This is a genomic window from Actinomadura rugatobispora, assembly GCF_042656285.1.
Taxonomy (GTDB): Bacteria; Actinomycetota; Actinomycetes; order Streptosporangiales; family Streptosporangiaceae; genus Spirillospora; species Spirillospora rugatobispora.
On record NZ_JBHSON010000149.1, the window covers coordinates 1 to 18,016 of the forward strand.

Here is an 18,016-nt window from a genome sequence, read left to right on the forward strand (position 1 = left end):
GGGTCGCCGTGCCGCAGCCAGCCGTCCAGGAACGTGGCGAACAGGGCGTCGCCCGCGCCCGAGGTGTTCACGACCCGGTGAGGCGGCACGGCGCGCACCTCGATGAGGCGCCCGTCCCGCAGCCCGACCAGGGCGCCGCGCGCGCCCAGCCCGACCCCGGCCACCCGGCAGCGCGGGTAGCGGTGGAACAGCCCCGCCACCCATGCCCGCGGGTCGGCGAGTCGCTCGTGGCTGCAGAACACGATCCGCGCCTGCTCCAGCCACGGCCGGTTGTACTCGCCGTTGGGATCGGAGACCAGGTGCACGTCCACCGCGATCGGCACGCCCAGCCCGGCCGCCGGGGCCACCAGCGGACGGACGAACTTCGCGTTCGTCAGCACCAGCAGGTCCGCGCCCCGCGCCTGCTCCCGCAGGATCTCGTACGGGTAGGCGGCATGGTTGACCGGCGCCAGGTGCGGCATGCCCATCCGGCGCCCGTCCGGGCCCACCAGCACCAGCCCCAGCGAGGACGACGGCGACGCCACGACCCCGGGGCCGTCCAGGCCGTCCCGGCGCAGTTCGGCGCGGATGGCCTCGCCCGCCGTGTCCTGGCCGACCAGCGTGCACAGCCGCACGTCGTTGCCGAGCGCGCGCTGCACCCTCGCCACGTGCCCGGCGACCCCGGCCATCCCGCTCCCGGCCCACAGCGGCCGGGCGGACGACTCGTACCGGACGGGGAACTCCGGCACGTTGACCGACATGTAGAGGCTGACCACCCCCGCGACGACGATCGTGGCGCTCATGAGGCCCTCCGCTCCGCGTCGCCGACGCCGTCCACCCGAACCCGGACGCGCCCGGTGACGGCCAGGCACCCGGCGGGCCCGCCGCGCGGGACGGCCAGCTCGCCGGTGATGAGCACCGAGTGGTGCAGCTCGCCCAGCCCGAGGCCCGACAGCGACCAGCAGTGCAGGAACGACCCGCCGATCGCGGGCCAGGCCGCCGCGGCCGTGCCGGATGACGTCTCCGGTGCGACGAACGCCTCGACCAGCTGGACGCCGCCGCTCCCGGTCCGCAGCGCGGCCAGGTGACCGCGCGGCCCCGTACCGGCCGCCGCGCCGCACCCCGGGTAGCGTTCCAGCAGCTCGACGAGCCGCCGCGGGGTGAAGAACGGGCCGTCGAACAGCACGTCGGCGACCTCCCGCCCGGCCGGGTCGCCGTGCCGGTCGACGGCATGGACGTCGGCGAAGTCCAGCGCTCCGGGCCGGGCCGCGGCCCGCACCGGACGCTCGCCCAGCAGCATCAGCCGCGGCTCCCGCAGCCGCCCGCCGCGCGGGATCACCAGCACCGCCGCCGCCCGGTTCCCGGCCGCCGGCCGGTGCCCGGAGGGTGCGCGCCGCCGGGTCAGCGCCAGCGCCCGGTCCAGCCGGAACAGCTGCGCCACCACCAGTTCCCCGTTCATCGTCCGCCTCCCGCGCGTCGCATGAGGTGCGGCGCCTGGACGGGCCGGGTGACCGGCACCGTCGAGGGCTGCCGCAGCCGCAGCAGGCGGTAGATCACCTGCCGCATGTTCCTGTTGAACCGTCCGGGCTCGGAGGTGAGCCGTTCCACGACCGGCCGGTGCCGTTCCGGCGAGAACTCCGCCGCCGCCCGCAGCAGCTGCCGGCGCAGCGAACCCCGTGCGGAGATCTTCGGCGCCGCCTTCCCCAGCAGCGCCTGCGCCGAGTCCGGATTGACGTCCGCGCCGGGAAAGCCGCCCAGGAGCACCGGCACCCCCGTGACGGCGGCGTACGCGGTGACCGACCCGTGGTCGCCGATCACCCAGTCGGCCGCCGCCAGCACCCCGCGCCAGTCCGACTCCGGCGGCACCAGGCTCAGCCCGCGCCGCAGGTAGTCGGCCAGCCACGACCGGACCTGCAGCTCGCTGTGCCCGTGCCACACGTTCGGGTGCAGCAGCGTCACGACGTGGAACTCCTCCACCGGAAGCTCCGCGAGCAGCCGCGGCCACAGGTCCGGCCGGCTGCCCAGCAGCGACCGCGCACCCCACGTGGAGGTGACCACCACCAGCTTGCGCCCGTCGCCCGCGCCCAGCGCCACCTGGTACGACGGCCGCCGTTCGAGGCTGGCCACCAGCCGGTCGCAGGACGGGTCGCCGGCCACCTGCGCCACCGGCAGCGCCTCCGGGCACGAGCGGGCCAGCTCGCGCCGGTCGTCGCGGTGCGCCAGGACCAGCGCCGCCGGGACGAGCGCGCCGTCGTGGACGAGCCGCTGCGCGTCCAGGCCGTACACCGCCCGGCCCCCGGCCGCGCGCCCGGCCCGCCGCGCCACCAGCTTGCCGTGGCCCGCGCCGTGCGGCATGACGATCAGCGGCGCGTGCAGCTCGTGCACCCCGCCGTAGCTGGCCGCGATCGCCAGGTCGAACTCCAGCCGCGTCGCCTGCTCCCACGGCAGCCGCGCGGCGCCGAGCCCGGCCAGGAACTCCGGCACCCCGGTGCCGAACTCGTCGGGCGCCTGCGTGAAGAACACCTGCACGCGCAGGTCGTTCTCCATGAGATGGACGGCGTCCATGAGACGCTGCCCCGAAGTGACGGTGTGCACGACGATCAGCACGGTCCTGCACGGGCGCCGAGTGGCCCACCGTTCGGCGTCGAGCCCGATCGGGCCCCGGCGCCATTCGCTGACGGACATCCTTTTTCCTGCCCCCTTGGTGATCCCAGGTGCTTGGCTGTCCGACGCGACCCCTGCACGAAGCATCGGCGACCGACCTTGCGGTGCACCTTGCGGAAGGGCTTGCAGTACGGCATGCGGTCCCGGCCCGAACCGGCCACGCAAGACCATGCTTACTTCTGGCCATCATTCCTTGACACTGGCAAAATCTTTTGGGTCAAGGGCGCTTTTCTCCATGGGAGAGGGAGCGGATGGAATTCCGTGTCCTGGGTCCGCTGGAAGTGTGGTCCGATGGCCCGCGCGAGCTCCGCGGCTGGGCACGGGAACGCCGCATCCTCGCCATCCTGCTGATGGCGCCCGGCCGGCCGGTGCCGACCGGGACCCTGGTCGAGCGGCTGTGGGACGCCGACCGCCCCGACCGCGCCCGCGACCTGATCTACCCGTCCGTCGCCCGGCTCCGCTCCTTCCTGCACGACCTGGACGGCGGGGTCCGGCTGGACCACCGCAACGGCGCCTACGTGCTGGACGTCGACCCGCTGCGGATCGACTACCACCTGTTCCTCGACCTGCGCGCGCAGGCCCGCGCCATCGCCGACAACGGCGACCCGGAACACGCGCTGCGCCTGCTGCGCGACGCGGCCCGGCTGTGGCGCGGCGAACCGCTCGACGGCATCGGCGGGCACTGGGCCGAGCGGCGCCGCCAGAGCATTCGAGAAGAGCTGCTCGTCGCCACCCGCGAACGCCTCGAACTGGAACTCTCACAAGGCCGCCACAGCGATATCACGGCGGAATTGAACGACCTCATCGGGCAGTTTCCCTACGAGGAGAAACTGGTCGAGCTGCTCATGCTCGCCCTGCACCGCGACGGCCGCTCCGGCGAGGCCCTCCAGACCTTCGACCGGTTCCGCCGCAGGCTCCACGCCGACCTGGGCACCTCTCCGACCGCGCGCGTCCGCGACCTGCACCGAGGCGTCCTCGCCGACGATCCCGCACTCGCGCCGCCGACCGCCCCCTCGACCTGGTCGCCGCCCAGCGACCTGCCGCCCGCCACGCACACCTTCACCGGCCGCGAGACCGAGCTCCGGCGGCTTCAGGAGATGGTCGACGACAGCGGTGGCACCGTCGCCGTGATCGCCATCGACGGCATGCCGGGCGTGGGCAAGTCCACCCTGGCCGTCCAGCTGGCCCATCGGCTCGCGGAACGTTATCCGGACGGTCAGATCTTCCTGGAGTTGCGCGCGCACCACGTCCGGCAGGCCCCGGTGGAGCCCGCCGCCGCGCTGGAGAGGCTGCTGCGCTCCATCGGCGTCCCGCAGCGCAAGATGCCGGGCGACTTCGACGGCCGCGCGGCGCTGTGGCGCACCGAACTGGCCCGGCGCCGGCTGCTGCTCGTCCTGGACGACGCGCTCGACAACGACCAGGTCAGGCCGCTTCTCCCCGGCACGCCCGGGTGCCTCGTCCTGATCACGAGCAGGCAGCGGCTGACCGGTCTGGACCATGCCCGCCCGCTCCCGCTGGGGCCGCTGGCCCCGGCCGATTCGGTCGTGCTGCTGTCCAGGGTCGCCGGTCCCCTGACCGCGCCGGACGCCCCGGGCGTGGCCGCGGTGACCCGCCTGTGCGGCCATCTTCCGCTGGCGCTGCAACTGGTCGGCAACCGCCTGCGGCATCGCGAGAGCTGGACCGCCGCCGACCTGGCGGCCCGGCTGAGCCGGCCCGGCAGGCTGGACCAGATGCGCGCCGAGAACCGGGCGGTCGCGGCCGCGTTCCGGCTCTCGGTCCAGGGCCTGGACGACGATCTGCGCCGCGCGTTCCTGCTCCTCGGCCTGCACCCGGGCACGGACGTGACGACCGGCTCGGCCGCGGCCCTCCTCGACCTCGACCGGGGGACCGCGGAAACGCTCCTGGAGGGGCTGCTCGACCACAACCTCATCTCCGAACCGCGCCACGGACGCCACCGGTTCCACGATCTGATCCGCGAGTACGCGCAAGGCCAGGCGCTCCAGGAGGCCGATCTCGCGCCTGGCCCGGCGCTGGACCGGCTCCTGGACCACTATCTGGCCACCGCCGACGAGGCCGACCGCGTCCTGTTCCCCCACGTCCCCCAGCGTGCCCGCGCGAACGCGCCCGCCGCCGTCGCCCCCGCTCCGATCGGGGACAGGGAGCAGGCCAGGGAATGGCTTGACGACGAACTGGAGTCCCTCGTCGCCACGGCCCGCTTCGCGGTGGAGGAGGGCAGGGCACGCCATGCCGTGGAACTGGCCAGGGCATTGCAGCGCCACCTGGAGGAATCGGGTGCCCTTCCACAGGCCGCGCAAGTGCACACCTGTGCCGTCGAGGCGTGCAGGAGGATCGGCGATCGCGCGGGGCTGGCGCACTCCCTCCTCGAACTGGGCATGGTGCTCTGGAGGATGGGCCGCTACGAGGAGACGCTCCGGTCGGCCACCGAGGCCCTGGACGAGGCACGCGCCCTCGAAGACGACGCCCTCGTCGCGAAGGCACTCGATCTGTACGGCCTGATCCACTACACCCGGTCCGAGTACGACGTCGCCGTGGGCTACTACGAGCAGTCCCTGGAACTGTGGCGGTCCGCGGGCGAGCACACGGGAGAGGCCGCGGTCCTGAGCCACGTGGCGATCGTGCTGTGGCATCTGGGCCGCTACCCGGAGGCGATCGAGCGGATGCGGCGGGCGCTCGCACTGTACGAGGCGGCCGGCGACATGCGCGGCCTCCAGATCACGCTGAACAACACCGCCGAGTTCGAACGCCAGCTCGGACGGTTCGACTCGGCCCTCCGGCACTACGAGCGGGCGGCCCGCGTCCGGGAGATGACCCGGCAGCACCAGGCCGTCTGGAGCAACAACGTCGCGTCCGTCTACCGCAGGACGAACCGTCTCGAAGAGGCCGTCGAGGAGTACCGGCGAGCGCTCGTCCTCTACAGGGAGGTCGGGGACGTGCGCGGCGAAACGGACTCCCTCAACGGGCTCGGCTCCTGCTATGCCCGGCTCGGCCGGGACGGAGAGGCACTCTTCCACCATCAGAAGGCCCTGCAACTCGCCCGACGGCTCTCCGAGAAGTACGAGCAGGGCTGGGCTCTGCGCGAGATAGGTGATGCACACCACCGCGCCGGAAAGTACGGCACGGCTCTGGAGCACCTGGAGGAGGCCCTCGCTCTCGCCCGCGCCATCGGAGACGCCAACCAGGAAGCGAATGCCCTGAGCAGCCTGGGCGAGGTCGTCGCCCAGACGCGGGGCCCCGCCGAGGCCGACCAGTACCGCAGGAAGGCCCTGGAACTGTACGAGGCGCTCGGCCTCCCGGAGGCGGCCGAGGTACAGGCCCGTATCGGCGGCGGCGCGAGCGACGCCTCGGGCTCCTAAGGAGTCGGCTCGCCCGGTCGGATCTCCTGGACGGCCTGGTGCAGCGCGGCGACGAAGGCCGTGGTCGCCGGCGGATCCGGCGGGTCGCCGTAGGCGGCCAGGTAGACGCGCCGCCGGAACTCCCGCACCACGCTGGTCCTGATCCCCGGCGCGCGGTGGGTGCGCAGCGTCAGCCCCGGCATCGTGGTCACGCCCATGCCCGCCGCGACCAGCGCCTGCTGCACGATGGTGTCGTCGCTGGTGTAGGCGATGGACGGGACGAAACCCGCCTTGTCGCAGGCGTCGAGGAACTCGCGGCGGCAGTTCTCGCAGCCCTCGATCCACGCGGAGTCGCGGTTGCCGGTCAGTGTCTGGTCGGGTTCGAGGCTGAGCAGGTACATCGGGTCGTCGAACAGGTGCGTGGCGCGGATGTCGTCCGGGATCGTGTCGTCGTAGCGGAAGACGACCGCGACGTCGACCTGCCCGGTGCGCAGCAGGTCGAGTGACACCCGCGGGTGCGCCTCGACCAGGCGCATCTCGATGCCGGGGTACTCGCGGCGCAGCGTGCGCGCGGCGTGCGGCACCAGTGCGGCGAGCGCCGACTGGAAGCCGGCGACCCGGACGCGGCCGGTGCGCAGGCCCACCATCGCGGACAGCTCGGCGGCGGCGGTGTCCACCCGGGCGACGATCTCGGCGGCGCGGCGGGCCAGGTGCTCGCCCTCCGGGGTGAGCCGGATGCCCCGGCCGACCCGCTGGACCAGCCTGGCCCCGGTCTCGGCCTCCAACCTGGCCAGATGGTGGCTGACGGCGGGCTGGGAGTAGTTCAGGTGCTTGGCCGCCTTGGTGACCGAGCCCTCCGAGGCGACCGCCGCGATGACCCGTAACCGCAGGATGTCCAGCATGTATCAACGATACGCATGTGTTCGCCCGAACATTGTCATTAGACGGAATGAGTCGGTGCGCGAGACGCTGATCAGGACGAACCCGCCGTACGAAGGAGGACGCGGCCATGCTCCGCTCATCAGTGACGCTCACCGATCTCGTCGCGGCCGTGCGCCACGCCGTCGACGCGCGGACCGGCTGGACGGACACCGCGGACCTGGTCGCCGACCGGCTCCGCGCGCACCTGCCCGGCCCCGAGATCCTGACCCCCGAGCAACGTCTCGGCCGGCCCGACCGGGTCGCCGGGCACCTCCTGCACGCCGAGCCCGACGGCGCGTTCTCCGTCCTCGGCCTGGTCTGGCGCCCCGGTCAGACCACCCGGATCCACGACCACATCACCTGGTGCGTCGTCGGCGTGCTGTCCGGTGTCGAGCACGAGGAGCTGTTCGACGACGCGCTCAACCCGATCGGCGTGCGGGACAACCCGCCCGGCGAGGTCAGCGGCTTCGCGCCGCCCGGCGACATCCACCGCATCCGCAACGTCGGCGACGAGACCGCCGTCAGCCTGCACATCTACGGGACCGACATCTCCCGCGTGGGCTCCAGCGCCCGCCGCCACTACAACTGAGGAGCCCGAACCATGGACCGGAACGCCGTCGACGAGGTACTGAACCGCCCGCTCAGCCAGGAACTGCTGGCCCGCGACCTGGCCCGGCTGGCCTTCGTCGCGCTGGACGGCACGCCGCGGTCGATCCCGATCGGGATCGTCTGGAACGGCTCGGAGATCGTCATGTGCACCGCCACGAACGCGCGGAAGCTCCCGGCGCTGCGCCGCAACCCCGCGGTCGCGCTGACGATCGACACCGAGTCGCACCCGCCGAAGGTCCTGCTCCTCCGCGGCCGGGCGGAGCTGGACGTCGTCGACGGCATCCCGGACGAGTACCTCCAGTGGAACGGCACGTACGAGATGACGCCGGAACAGCGCGCCGAGTGGGAGGTCGGTGTGAAGTCGCTCTACGACGGCATGGTCCGGATCGTGGTGAGGCCGACGTGGGCCAAGCTGATCGACTTCGAGACCACCCTGCCCACCGCCATCGAGGAACTGATGCGGCGGCAGCAGGAACGCCGGCGCGCCTGACCACACCCCACGGACCCCGACAGGAGATCATCATGACCCACACCGAGCAGCGCGGCACGCTCCAGCGGATGGACAACATCGCCATCGTCGTCGACGACCTCGCCGCGGCCAAGGCGTTCTTCACCGAACTCGGCATGGAGCTGGAAGGCGAGGCGACGCTGGAGGGCGGCCTGGTGGACCGCCTCATCGGGCTCGACGGAGTCCGGACGGACATCGCGACGATGCTCGCCCCGAACGGCACCGGACGGATCGAGCTGACCATGTACCACTCGCCGGCGAGCCCGGGTGGCGACCAGCCCGTCCCGGTGAACGCGCTGGGCATGCACCGCATCATGTTCGCCGTCCAGGACATCGAGGACGTCATCGACCGCCTGAGGCCGCACGGCGCCGAACTCGTCGGCGAGGTGGTGCGGTACGAGGACAGCTACCGGCTCGCCTACCTGCGCGGCCCCGCCGGCATCTTCGTCGCGCTGGCCGAGCAGATCGGCTGAGGTGCGCGGCATCCTGGTGTCCATGACCGAGTCGGAGGCCACCGGCTATGACTGCCTGTCGTCCCGTCCGGTTCCGGAGGGCGAACTGCGGACCTTCCTACTGGACTGTTTCGAGATCACCGAGGCGGAGCTGTTCGTCGCCCACACCGATCGCATCACCGACGAACTGCGGGCCCGTCCAGCGGACGCGGTGTTCGCCGCGTACTGCACCTACGACCCCCAGATGTCCGGCCATTTCGCCATGAGTTTCAACGTCGGCATCGAGGGCCGCCTGGCCGACCGCGTCGGCCGCCGGGAATTCGCTGAACGATTCGCCGCCCGCTTCGACGCGTACGTGCTGTACGGCGACGCCGAACCGCCGGGATTGTGGACGGTCATCCTGCCGGACGGCAGTCGCCTTCGGGCCGCGATGGAGCAGGACGACGACCTTTGCGTGCTGTACGCGGCCACGGCACCGGTGCCCGGCCTGCCCGATCTCCGCGTGGACGAGGGGCTCTGGCGGATTCGCTGAAATTCCCAGGAGTGACATCTAGAACGGAATTTCATTCGAACCGCAAAATGCGTGATCGACTTTCCAGTGTTTCCAAGCGGCTTCTCGCATGCCCTGGTAGCTTCTCGATCATCTGAAGATCCACGCGGCGAGACAGTGTCGTCCGCTGCGTTGCGAGAGGAGCCTGCCATTAAGGCGCTCGCTATAGCCCTGCTCGGCGCGGCCACCATGTACATGTTCAGCATCTCGAACATGGCGACGTCCTCCCTCCTCTAGGGAGGGAGCATCGGGGGTCGTACGGCAGGAGGGGCGTCCGCTTCGGCGGGCGCCTCTTCTTTAGGGGTCGTTTCATTTGGTGAGCCGGCGGTAGCGGATCAGGGCTGCGGCGACTGCGGCGAAGTATGGCATCCAGGGTCGGGCCGTGCCTCTGGGACGTCACGCTGATGTGAGGCTTGCGGTACTGCATTCCCCGTACGCGACTGGACACTCTGTGTAGCCAACGTGGTCTACGGAGCGAGGGATGCGACAGTGCGCGGTTCTCAACACGGGGCTTTCCGGAGCGATCGCACACCTGGGACCGGAACGGGGCCGGGACGCGTCGGCTCCGACGGCCGTGCCCAGGTCGAGGTCGCCATCATCGGCGCCGGGCTCAGCGGGATAGGAATGGGGATCGCGTTGCGACGGGCCGGCATCGAGGACTTCGTGATTCTCGAGCGGGCCGATGACATCGGTGGGACATGGCGGGACAACACCTATCCCGGCGTTGGCGTGGACATCCCGGTTCAGGGCTATCAGTTCAGCTTCGAACTCAACCCCCGGTGGAGCCGCCTGTACGCGAACGGCGCCGAGGTCAAGGCATACGTGGATCACCTCACCGACCGGTACGGCCTCAGGGCGCACGTCCGCTTGCACACCGAGGTCGTTGAGCGCGTATGGGACCAGAGCGCCCAGGTGTGGTGTCTTCGCCTCGGCGGAGCCGGGAATCATTTCGGCTCGGAGGTGACGGCTCGCTTCGTGGTGAGTGCCATCGGGTTGTTCGTCGATCCCAAGCCCGTGGACCTCCCCGGCGCGGCCGGGTTCGCCGGGACGATTCTGCACTCGGCGCGCTGGGACCGGACCTGCGATCTGAGCGGCAAACGTGTCGCGGTCGTGGGGACCGGGGCGAGCGCGGTGCAGCTCGTCCCTCACATCGCACGGCAGGCGTCTCGGCTGGAGGTGTACCAGCGCACCCCGATCTGGGTCACCCCCAAGCTGGACCTGCCCACACCCAGGACACTGATGTGGCTGTTCCAGCGCATGCCACGCGTGCAGGCCGCGGTACGAGTCGCCGCGGCCCGCAGCGTCGAGGTCCTTCTGATCGACATTCTGGTCAATCACCGGCGCGCGCCGTTCATCGTGCATGGCATGGAACGGCTGACACGGGCCTTGTGGTACCGATGGCAGGTCCGCGACCCGGACACGCGCGACAGGCTGACTCCGCGGTACGGCCTGGGCTGCAAACGCGCCGCGCTGTCGAACACCTACCTGCGCGCCTTCAACCGCCCGAACGTCGAGCTCGTCACCGACGCCATCGAACGGATCACTCCCGGTGGGCTGCGCACCGTCGACGGCCGCGAACGCCAGGTCGACGTGATCGTGCTGGCCACGGGGTTCCGCACGGCCAGCGATCCAGAGAACTTCCGGCGCACTCCGGTCCGCGGCCGCGACGGATTCGACCTGGCGACGCACTACACCGAGCATCGGCTGCACTCCTACGAGGGCATCAGCATCCCCGGGCTCCCCAATCACTTCATGATGTACGGCCCGTACGGATGGGTCGGCGGGGCCTGGCACCAGATGGTGGAGACGAGCTCCGCGCACATCGTCCGCGTGATCACCGAGGCGCGGAGGCGCGGAGCCACCACCGTGGAGGTACGCCGGGAGCCGACCGCACGATGGACCCGGCAGATGAGGCGCCGACTGGAAACCTCGCTGTGGGCCACTCGCAGATGCGCGACCGCGAACAGCTTCTACTACGACCACCACGGCGACGTCGCCTACGTACGACCTACCAGTTCGAGACAGGCGCGGCGGGCGTCACGGACCTTCCCTCTGGACGACTATGTCTACACCACCTGACCGCTGGCTCGTTCGCGCGGAACGGCCCCCTTCACCCACCGGCCGCTTGACCGGCGCCCGACGGATTCGCCTCTTCGTCCTTTTCTTGATCGGTAGCGGTCGCCGGCGTGAAGTGAAAGCGCGCCCAGACCCACTTTCCCTTCGGCGGCGTCGGATCGATGCCGATCTCATCGGCCAGAGCCATGACCAAAGGCAGCCCCAAACCTCCGATTTCGTCTGATTGGTGCCCTTCGTCAAGGGCATTCGGATCCGGAGTAATGTCATCGAGCTCTAGTTCGATGGCCGTTCTTGGGGTAGGCTGCTCATCGCTGGCATCCCAGACCTGTACCATCACACACCGATCCTCGAAAGCGGCCCGAAAGGTGATCGCCGAGCGGGGAGTCGCTGTACATGAGTTGGTCACCAGCTCCGAGACCGCGAGAAGAATATCCCGACGTACTTCCCTACCGATTGCCCGATTAAGCCCGAGTGCTGCGAACCGCTGTTCCACAAGGCGCCGGACACTGGCGGGAACGGTCGGTGCGGGAAGCGTCGTACAGGTAATCTCCCGATCTCGTTTCGTTTCTATCGCTGTGCCTGACATCTGCCTGGCCTTTCGGTGTGAACATCTGTGAGCCCTTGCACAGAGTGGCGCACCGAACCGGCTCTGTCACTGTTGCCGGCGAAATCGGAAAATCGATCAGAAGCGAGAGGGGCTTCCACATGGTCCGGCCTTCCCCCGAGCCCACGAACTCGATCCACGACTTCATGGCCTACTACCTGCGCTTTCAGCGCATGCGGCATGGCCTGACGCAGGCCGAAGTCAGCAAGATCATCGGCTGCTCGAACGCCCAAGTTTCCAAGTACGAGTCCGGCGAGAAGCAGCTCGACGCCAACCAGTGCAAGGCCCTCGACCTGGCATGGGACACCGGCGGCGTCTTCGCGACCATGCTCGTCTTCGCCAAGCAGGGCTTGGACGTGAACTTCCAGGCACGTCGCCGCCGCTACCAGCACAGGGCGATCGAACATCAGATCTTCTCGCAGCTCATCCCGATCCCGTTCCAGATCGAGGAGTACGCGCGGGGGCTCCTGGAGGTGGGGCGCGCCAACGGGCACATCCAGGACGTCGACGAGGCTGTCACGCAACGGATGGAAGTCCAGTCCAAGATCCTGGAGAATGAGCCACAGCTCTGGATCCTGATCGACCAGATCGCGCTCCGCCCGATGGGGAGTCACGAGATCATGGCGGCCCAGCGTGACAGGCTCTTGGAGGTGGGCACGCTGAACCACGTGTCCATCCGGGTACTCCCGCTGTCGGCCGCGCCCCATATCGGCGTGGACGGTCCCTTCTGGTGTTTCACGATGCCCGACCGCCGATTGGCGGCCTTGTCGGGCAGCGCCCTGGCCGTGGGTCGGATCATCGACGATCAGATCGAAGCCGCTCGCGCAGTCCAGCGCTTCCAGCGGCTCGCGGCGCAGGCATGGAACGAAGAGCAGTCGCTTGAGTGCATCGCGAGGATGGGTGAGGATCATGACGGCTTGGCGTAAGAGCAGCCACAGCGAGGGCGGCGGCGCCATGGAGTGTGTCGAGGTGGCCGAGCTGGGCTCTTGTCGCGTCGGTGTTCGCGACAGCAAGGCTCCCGAGGCTGGTCATCTCGCGCTTGGCCAGGAGGCTCTCGCGGATCTCGTGACGCGGATTCGGCGTGGGGAGCTGGATCTTCCGTAGCGCAGTCACTTCTTTGCCCACAGGCTGTGGACAACAAAGGAGGGGCCGGGGGCGGTGTGCGCCCGGCCCCTCCTGAGGGTGGTTTTACTTGAAGGCCGGCATCAGTTCGTCGTGGATCAGGCGGAGCTGGCCGTCGACGTTCGGGACGCCCTCCAGCTCGCGGCCGGTGAACTGCTTCACCAGGCCCGCGTCCGTGATCGCGGCGATCAGGTGGTTGACGCCGGTCGGGGCGATCTCACTCTCGATCTTCGCGCGGACCTCGTCCGGGGTGCCCGCCAGGGACAGCTTCTCGGTGATCTCCGGCGTGGTCAGCTCGATCGCCTTGGCCAGGTCGCCCGCGCCGATGGCCTCGATGATCGGGGTCATGTCGGCCGGGTCGACGCCGTTGCGCTCCAGCTGCTCGGCCGGCATCGCCGAGGCGTACAGGCCGACCATGCTGCGGGCAGCCTCCTTCGCCGCCTGCGAGTCGGGGCCGACCGCGAAGACGACCCAGGCGCCGATGTCCAGCGACTGCCAGTCCTTGCCCGCGCGCTCCGCGCCGATCTTGAAGTTCTCGACCGCGTACTCGTACGCGCCGCGCGAGTAGCTCAGCGCGTGGTGCACGCCGTCGGACAGCTCACCGGCGGCCTGGAACGACTTCGGCCCGCGCATCGCGCCGATCTTGACCGGGAGGTGCTCCTGGACCGGCCGGGCGAAGGTGAACAGGCCGTCATAGGAGTAGAACTCGCCGTCGCGGGTGATGGCGCCCTCGTCCAGCAGGGTGCGGACGACCGCGGTCGCCTCCTTGACCCGGGTGAGCGGCTTGGTCTTGGCCCAGTCGATCTTGTACTGGGCGAGCACGCCGAAGTTGCCGCTGCCCAGCACGACCTCGGCGCGGCCGCCGGTCAGCTCGTCCAGGGTGGCCGCGGCCTGCGCGATCAGGGTCGGCTCGCGCAGCGTGACCGCCGAGACGGACGGGCCGAGGCGGACCTGGGAGGTCTGGGCGGCGGCGGCCGCGAACAGCAGCCACAGGTCCTTGTGCCACGGCTCGTCGGCCGCGTACACCGCGTAGAAACCCAGCTCGTCGGCGAGCTTGATGGAGGCCAGCGACTCGGCGACCGGGTAGTCGGGAAGCATGGCGTAGCTGAACTTCACGGGAAACGTCTCCTTGTAGTGCGCCATCGCACGTGTCCGGGGGAAGTTGGAGAGCGGGGGTTCTGCTGCTGTTTCTCTCAGGGGGTCGCTGCGGTCACCTCTTCTATCCCTTGATTTCTGCCCAGGCCTGGCTCCAGCGGGAGTAGTCCACACAGGAGTCGCCCCGGTCGTCGCCGCAGTTGGTCACCGGCGTCTTCCAGAACGCGATCTTCTTGTAGAAGTCGGCGTCGCCGACCTTGTACTCCGCGCAGAACGTCTTGGCCGTGTAGCGGCACGCCTTGGGGTTGGCGGGGGCCTGGCCGAACCACTGCGCCACCTGCGACTGCACCTTCGCCGTGCTGATCCAGTTCATCCAGCGGTACATGCAGTTCGGGTGGCGGGCCCGCGAGGAGATCATCCAGGTGTCGGACCACCCGGTGGCGCCCTCGACCGGCAGCACCGTCTGCACCGGGGCCTTCTCGGCCTCGGCCAGCAGCGCGATCACCTGCCAGGTGGTGCCCGCGTGCACGTCGCCGATCTTGAACGACTGCAGCGAGTCGGCGTAGCTGTGCCAGTACTGCCCGACCATCTGGCGCTGCTGCTTCAGCAGCGCCACCGCCGCGTCGAACTGCTCGTCGCTGAGCTCGTACGGGTCGGTGATGCCCAGGTCGGGACGGTGCGACTTGAGGTAGAGGGCGGCGTCGGCGATGTAGATCGGGGAGTCGTAGGCCGTGATGTTGCCCGCCGCGGGGGAGTTCCTCTCGAACACCACGCTCCACGACGTCGGCGGCTGCGGAAGCTTGTCGGTGCGGTACATCAGGTAGTTGGCACCGTAGCCGTGGGGGACGCCGTACATCTGCCCACCGACGGAATTGTACGGCTGTTCCTTGAGGTAGTCCGCGATGTCGGGATAGTTGGTGAGCAGTGAGGTGTTGACCGGCGCCACGTCACCGCCGTAGACGAGCCGGATGCTGGCGTCGCCGGACGCCGACACGCCGTCGTACTTCCCGGTCTTCATCAGCGCGACCATCGAGTCCGAGGTGTCGGCGATCTTGGTGGTCACCTTGCAGCCGGTGGCCTTGGTGAACGGGGTGACCCAGTCGACCTTGGGGTCGGTGGAGCCGTTCTCGGCGTACCCGGCCCAGGCGACCAGGTTGAGCTGGCCCTCGGTGGCGCCGATGACCTGCTGGGCCGGGATCTGCGGCAGGGAGGTGCGGGCGGCGTCGGACGAGCCGCCGCTGCAGCCGGCGGCCAGCGCGGCCGTCACCGCCGCCGTGGCGGCGACCGCCGTGGTCAGTCGGCCGCGCCCGCGGGTCGAGCGCGCACTGCCGAAAACGCCGCCGGAGGCGCCGCCGGACGAGCGGTCCGTCGCCTTCCGGGGGGCCTCGGACGGTGCGCCGAGCGCGTCGCCCGGCGGTCCGCCGGAGGGACGGGAGCCGGGCGCGTTCGGCCGTCGCTGGAGGTGGCGCAGCTGGCTGGGCAGGCTCTTGAAGATCACGCTCGCGGATTGTAGGCCCGTGACAACCGGTCATGTCCAGCGAATCACAATGATTCAGATCTCTATCCACAACCCGCACAAACGATCACGTAGCCCTGTACCCTCTCGTGCGATCAGTGACCGTCGGCTAACGGAGAGCCTCCCCAGTGCAATCAAGGGACCGTCGAATGGGATCACGTATCAGGCATCGGCGTCCTCGACCCGGGACCGGACGGTTCGGGACGGTACGTTTCAAGGTCACGGCGCTGGTGCTGGTGTCGCTGGTGTCGCTGTCCATCCTGTGGGCGTTCGCGGCGAGCGTCACCCTCGGGGAGGGCCTGAACCTGCGCAACGTGGAGACGGTCCAGGACCACTTCGAATACCCCTCCGGCGCGCTCGGCAGCGCGCTCCAGGTCGAGCGGCGCACCACGATGGTGTACCTCGGCTCGAAGGCGCCGACCGACTTCGCGATCATGGAGTCCGCGCGGCTGGTCACCGACCGGCAGGCGACCCTGTTCCGCCGGCTGGCCGGTGACGAGGGCGCTCTGGACAGCGCGCCGCAGCAGACCCGCCAGCTCGCCCGCGAGATCATCACCGGGCTGAACAACCTCGGCACCAAGCGCAACGCGATCGACACCGGCGGCACCGCCCGCACCCAGGCGTTCGCCGACTTCACCGGGCTGCTCGGCGGCATCGGCACCCTGCAGGGCACGATGGCCACGCTGAGCAACGCCGAGGTCGCCAAGGACGCCCGCAACCAGGTCGCGCTGGCCCGCGCCCGGGAGGCCCTCTCCCAGGAGGACGCGCTGCTGGCGGGCGTGCTGGCCGCCGGGCAGATCACCCGTCCCGAGCACGCCGAGTTCGTCAAGCTGGTCGGCACGCAGCGGGCGCTGTACGACATCGCCTCCCCCGAGCTGCGCACCGGCGACCGCACCTACTTCCGCCGGGTCACCGGCACGCCGGAGTACGGCCGGCTCCGCCAGCTGGAGGACCGGTTCATCTCCGCCCCGCGGATGCCGCGCGCGGGCGACGAGACCCCGATCCTGTGGAAGAACACCGTCGACACCAACCTGACCCGGCTGCGCGGCCTGGAGCTGTCGCTGGTCAGCGCCGCCGAGGCGCGCGCCAAGCCGATCTCGGACGCCATCATCCTGCGCGTCGCGCTGGCCGGCATCCTCGGTCTGGTCGCCGTGGTCATGTCGGTCACGCTCGCCGTCTGGGCCGCCCGCTCGGTCATCCGCGACCTGAACGGCCTCAAGCGCGAGGCGCTCGACCTCGCCAGCACCAGGCTGCCGGGCGTCATCCAGCGGCTGCGCCGCGGCGAGGAGGTCGACGTCGCGGCCGAGGCGCCGCCGCTGTCGTTCGGCACCGAGGAGATCGACCAGGTCGGCCAGGCGTTCAACGCCGCCCGCCGCACCGCGATCCAGGGCGCGGTCGAGGAGGCCGGGCTGCGCCGCGGCATCAGCGAGGTGTTCGTCAACCTGGCCCGCCGCAGCCAGACGCTGCTGCACCGGCAGCTCAACCTGCTGGACTCCATGGAGCGCCGCATCACCGAGCCGGACGACCTGGAGGACCTGTTCCGGATCGACCACCTCGCCACCCGCATGCGCCGCCACGCGGAGGGCCTCATCATCCTCTCCGGCCAGGCGCCGGGCCGCGGCTGGCGCAACCCCGTCGCGGTCATCGACGTGGCCCGCGCCGCCGCCTCCGAGGTGGAGGACTACACCCGGGTGTCGGTGGCGCCGATGTCGCAGGCGTCGATCTCCGGGGTGGCCGTCGCCGACGTCATCCACCTGCTGGCCGAGCTGATCGAGAACGCCGCCTCGTTCTCCCCGCCGCACACCAGCGTGCAGGTCACCGGGCAGGCGGTGGCCCGCGGCTTCACCATCGAGATCGAGGACCGCGGGCTCAGCATGGACGAGGAGAGCCTGGCGGCCGCCAACGCCAGGCTGGCCAGCCCGCCGGAGTTCGACCTGTCCGACAGCGCCCAGCTCGGCCTGTTCGTCGTCGGCCGGCTGGCCCAGCGGCACAAGATCAAGGTGACGCTGCGCACCTCGCCGTTCGGCGGGATGAGCGCGGTGGTCCTGCTCCCCGAGGAGATCGTCGTGCACGGCGACACCGAGGGGTACGAGGTCGGCGGCGGCGAGGCGCAGCTCGCGCTCACCCGCCGCAGCGAGGACGCGCTGCTGCCGGTCGGTGTGGTGCGGGGCGGCCCCGGCGGCCCCGGCCACGACCGCGCGCTGCCCGCCGGGAACGGGGGGCCGGTGCTGCGCCTGCACTCCAACGAACCGGAGGTGCCGCACAGCGCGCGGCACCGCAGATCGCACGGGGAACCGTCTCAGCCCATGTCCGAACCGAACGCTCCCGTTCCGCCCCCCAGCGGGCCGCACGTACCGCCGCCGCCGCCGGCCGCGCCGCCGATGCCTCCCGCGCCCGCTCCCGGCCACGCTCCCCCTCCCGGCCCCGTCGCCGTCCCGATGCCGGAACCGGCGGGCGAGGTGCCCGGGGGACGGCCCGTCCAGGAACTGCGACCCGAACGCCGCTCCGGCGGCGGCAACACCGGTCCGCTGCGCCGCCCGCCCGGCGGCGCCTCCAGCGGCCGGGGC

At 70.5% G+C, this 18,016-nt stretch carries 16 protein-coding genes; 9 read left to right on the forward strand and 7 right to left on the reverse strand.

The annotated features are described in order from the left end of the window. From ACFPZN_RS52825 to ACFPZN_RS52835, 3 genes are all read right to left on the reverse strand, one after another. Nucleotides 1–782, reverse strand: a 782-nt coding sequence (locus ACFPZN_RS52825; RefSeq protein ID WP_378292353.1) for a carbohydrate kinase family protein, incomplete at its 3' end; no start/stop codon positions are given. Beyond that, entirely contained in the window at nt 779–1,438 is a 660-nt protein-coding gene (locus tag ACFPZN_RS52830) for a hypothetical protein (RefSeq protein WP_378292355.1), read from the reverse strand. The genes ACFPZN_RS52825 and ACFPZN_RS52830, both read right to left, overlap by 4 nt. After that, on the reverse strand, nt 1,435–2,664 hold the full coding sequence (locus tag ACFPZN_RS52835) for a hypothetical protein (RefSeq protein ID WP_378292357.1): 1,230 nt from the start codon (nt 2,662–2,664) through the stop codon (nt 1,435–1,437). The genes ACFPZN_RS52830 and ACFPZN_RS52835 overlap by 4 nt, the downstream gene beginning before the upstream one ends. Before the next feature lie 230 nt (nt 2,665–2,894). Between ACFPZN_RS52835 and ACFPZN_RS52840 the strand changes: the two genes are divergently transcribed. Beyond that, complete coding sequence (locus tag ACFPZN_RS52840; protein ID WP_378292359.1) at nt 2,895–6,017, forward strand: AfsR/SARP family transcriptional regulator; 3,123 nt, start codon at nt 2,895–2,897, stop codon at nt 6,015–6,017. On the opposite strand, the gene ACFPZN_RS52845 is transcribed toward ACFPZN_RS52840, so the two are convergent. Next, nucleotides 6,014–6,898, reverse strand: a complete 885-nt coding sequence (locus tag ACFPZN_RS52845) for a LysR family transcriptional regulator (RefSeq protein WP_378292361.1) — start codon at nt 6,896–6,898, stop codon at nt 6,014–6,016. The two genes, ACFPZN_RS52840 and ACFPZN_RS52845, sit on opposite strands and share 4 nt — an antisense overlap. A 107-nt stretch (nt 6,899–7,005) precedes the next feature. Between ACFPZN_RS52845 and ACFPZN_RS52850 the strand changes: the two genes are divergently transcribed. The 5 genes from ACFPZN_RS52850 (at nt 7,006) to ACFPZN_RS52870 (ending at nt 11,115) form a co-directional block, all read left to right on the forward strand. Continuing rightward, a complete protein-coding gene (locus ACFPZN_RS52850) occupies nt 7,006–7,506 on the forward strand; it encodes a cysteine dioxygenase family protein (protein WP_378292363.1) in 501 nt (166 codons plus the stop codon). 12 nt (nt 7,507–7,518) lie between these two features. Beyond that, nucleotides 7,519–8,016, forward strand: a complete 498-nt coding sequence (locus ACFPZN_RS52855) for a pyridoxamine 5'-phosphate oxidase family protein (protein WP_378292365.1) — start codon at nt 7,519–7,521, stop codon at nt 8,014–8,016. Between the two features lie 32 nt (nt 8,017–8,048). Beyond that, a complete protein-coding gene (locus tag ACFPZN_RS52860) occupies nt 8,049–8,507 on the forward strand; it encodes a VOC family protein (RefSeq protein ID WP_378292368.1) in 459 nt (152 codons plus the stop codon). A 22-nt stretch (nt 8,508–8,529) separates the two neighbouring features. Next, nucleotides 8,530–9,018, forward strand: coding sequence for a hypothetical protein (locus tag ACFPZN_RS52865; RefSeq protein WP_378292370.1), 489 nt, complete (start codon nt 8,530–8,532; stop codon nt 9,016–9,018). A 615-nt stretch (nt 9,019–9,633) separates the two neighbouring features. Continuing rightward, nucleotides 9,634–11,115 (forward strand): flavin-containing monooxygenase, encoded by a 1,482-nt coding sequence (locus ACFPZN_RS52870; RefSeq protein ID WP_378292382.1) that lies wholly within the window; start codon nt 9,634–9,636, stop codon nt 11,113–11,115. 31 nt (nt 11,116–11,146) lie between these two features. Here ACFPZN_RS52870 and ACFPZN_RS52875 read toward each other — a convergent pair whose 3' ends face one another. Beyond that, the gene (locus ACFPZN_RS52875) at nt 11,147–11,698 is read right to left on the reverse strand and encodes an ATP-binding protein (RefSeq protein ID WP_378292372.1); all 552 of its coding nucleotides are present in this window, start codon (nt 11,696–11,698) and stop codon (nt 11,147–11,149) included. Nucleotides 11,699–11,862: 164 nt separating this feature from the next. On the opposite strand from ACFPZN_RS52875, the gene ACFPZN_RS52880 reads away from it, so the two are divergent. Next, nucleotides 11,863–12,642 carry a helix-turn-helix domain-containing protein gene (locus tag ACFPZN_RS52880; protein WP_378292374.1) on the forward strand — a complete coding sequence of 260 codons (780 nt, stop codon included), beginning with the start codon at nt 11,863–11,865 and terminating at the stop codon, nt 12,640–12,642. A gap of 28 nt (nt 12,643–12,670) precedes the next feature. Further along, nucleotides 12,671–12,820, forward strand: coding sequence for a DUF397 domain-containing protein (locus ACFPZN_RS52885; RefSeq protein ID WP_378292384.1), 150 nt, complete (start codon nt 12,671–12,673; stop codon nt 12,818–12,820). A gap of 84 nt (nt 12,821–12,904) precedes the next feature. On the opposite strand, the gene ACFPZN_RS52890 is transcribed toward ACFPZN_RS52885, so the two are convergent. Further along, nucleotides 12,905–13,954: an LLM class flavin-dependent oxidoreductase gene (locus ACFPZN_RS52890; protein ID WP_378292376.1), complete on the reverse strand. Its 1,050-nt coding sequence runs from the start codon at nt 13,952–13,954 to the stop codon at nt 12,905–12,907. A gap of 103 nt (nt 13,955–14,057) precedes the next feature. Next, nucleotides 14,058–15,431: an ABC transporter substrate-binding protein gene (locus tag ACFPZN_RS52895; protein ID WP_378292378.1), complete on the reverse strand. Its 1,374-nt coding sequence runs from the start codon at nt 15,429–15,431 to the stop codon at nt 14,058–14,060. A 167-nt stretch (nt 15,432–15,598) separates the two neighbouring features. On the opposite strand from ACFPZN_RS52895, the gene ACFPZN_RS52900 reads away from it, so the two are divergent. Next, nucleotides 15,599–18,016 (forward strand): sensor histidine kinase (locus tag ACFPZN_RS52900; protein ID WP_378292380.1); only part of this gene is annotated, 2,418 nt, incomplete at its 3' end.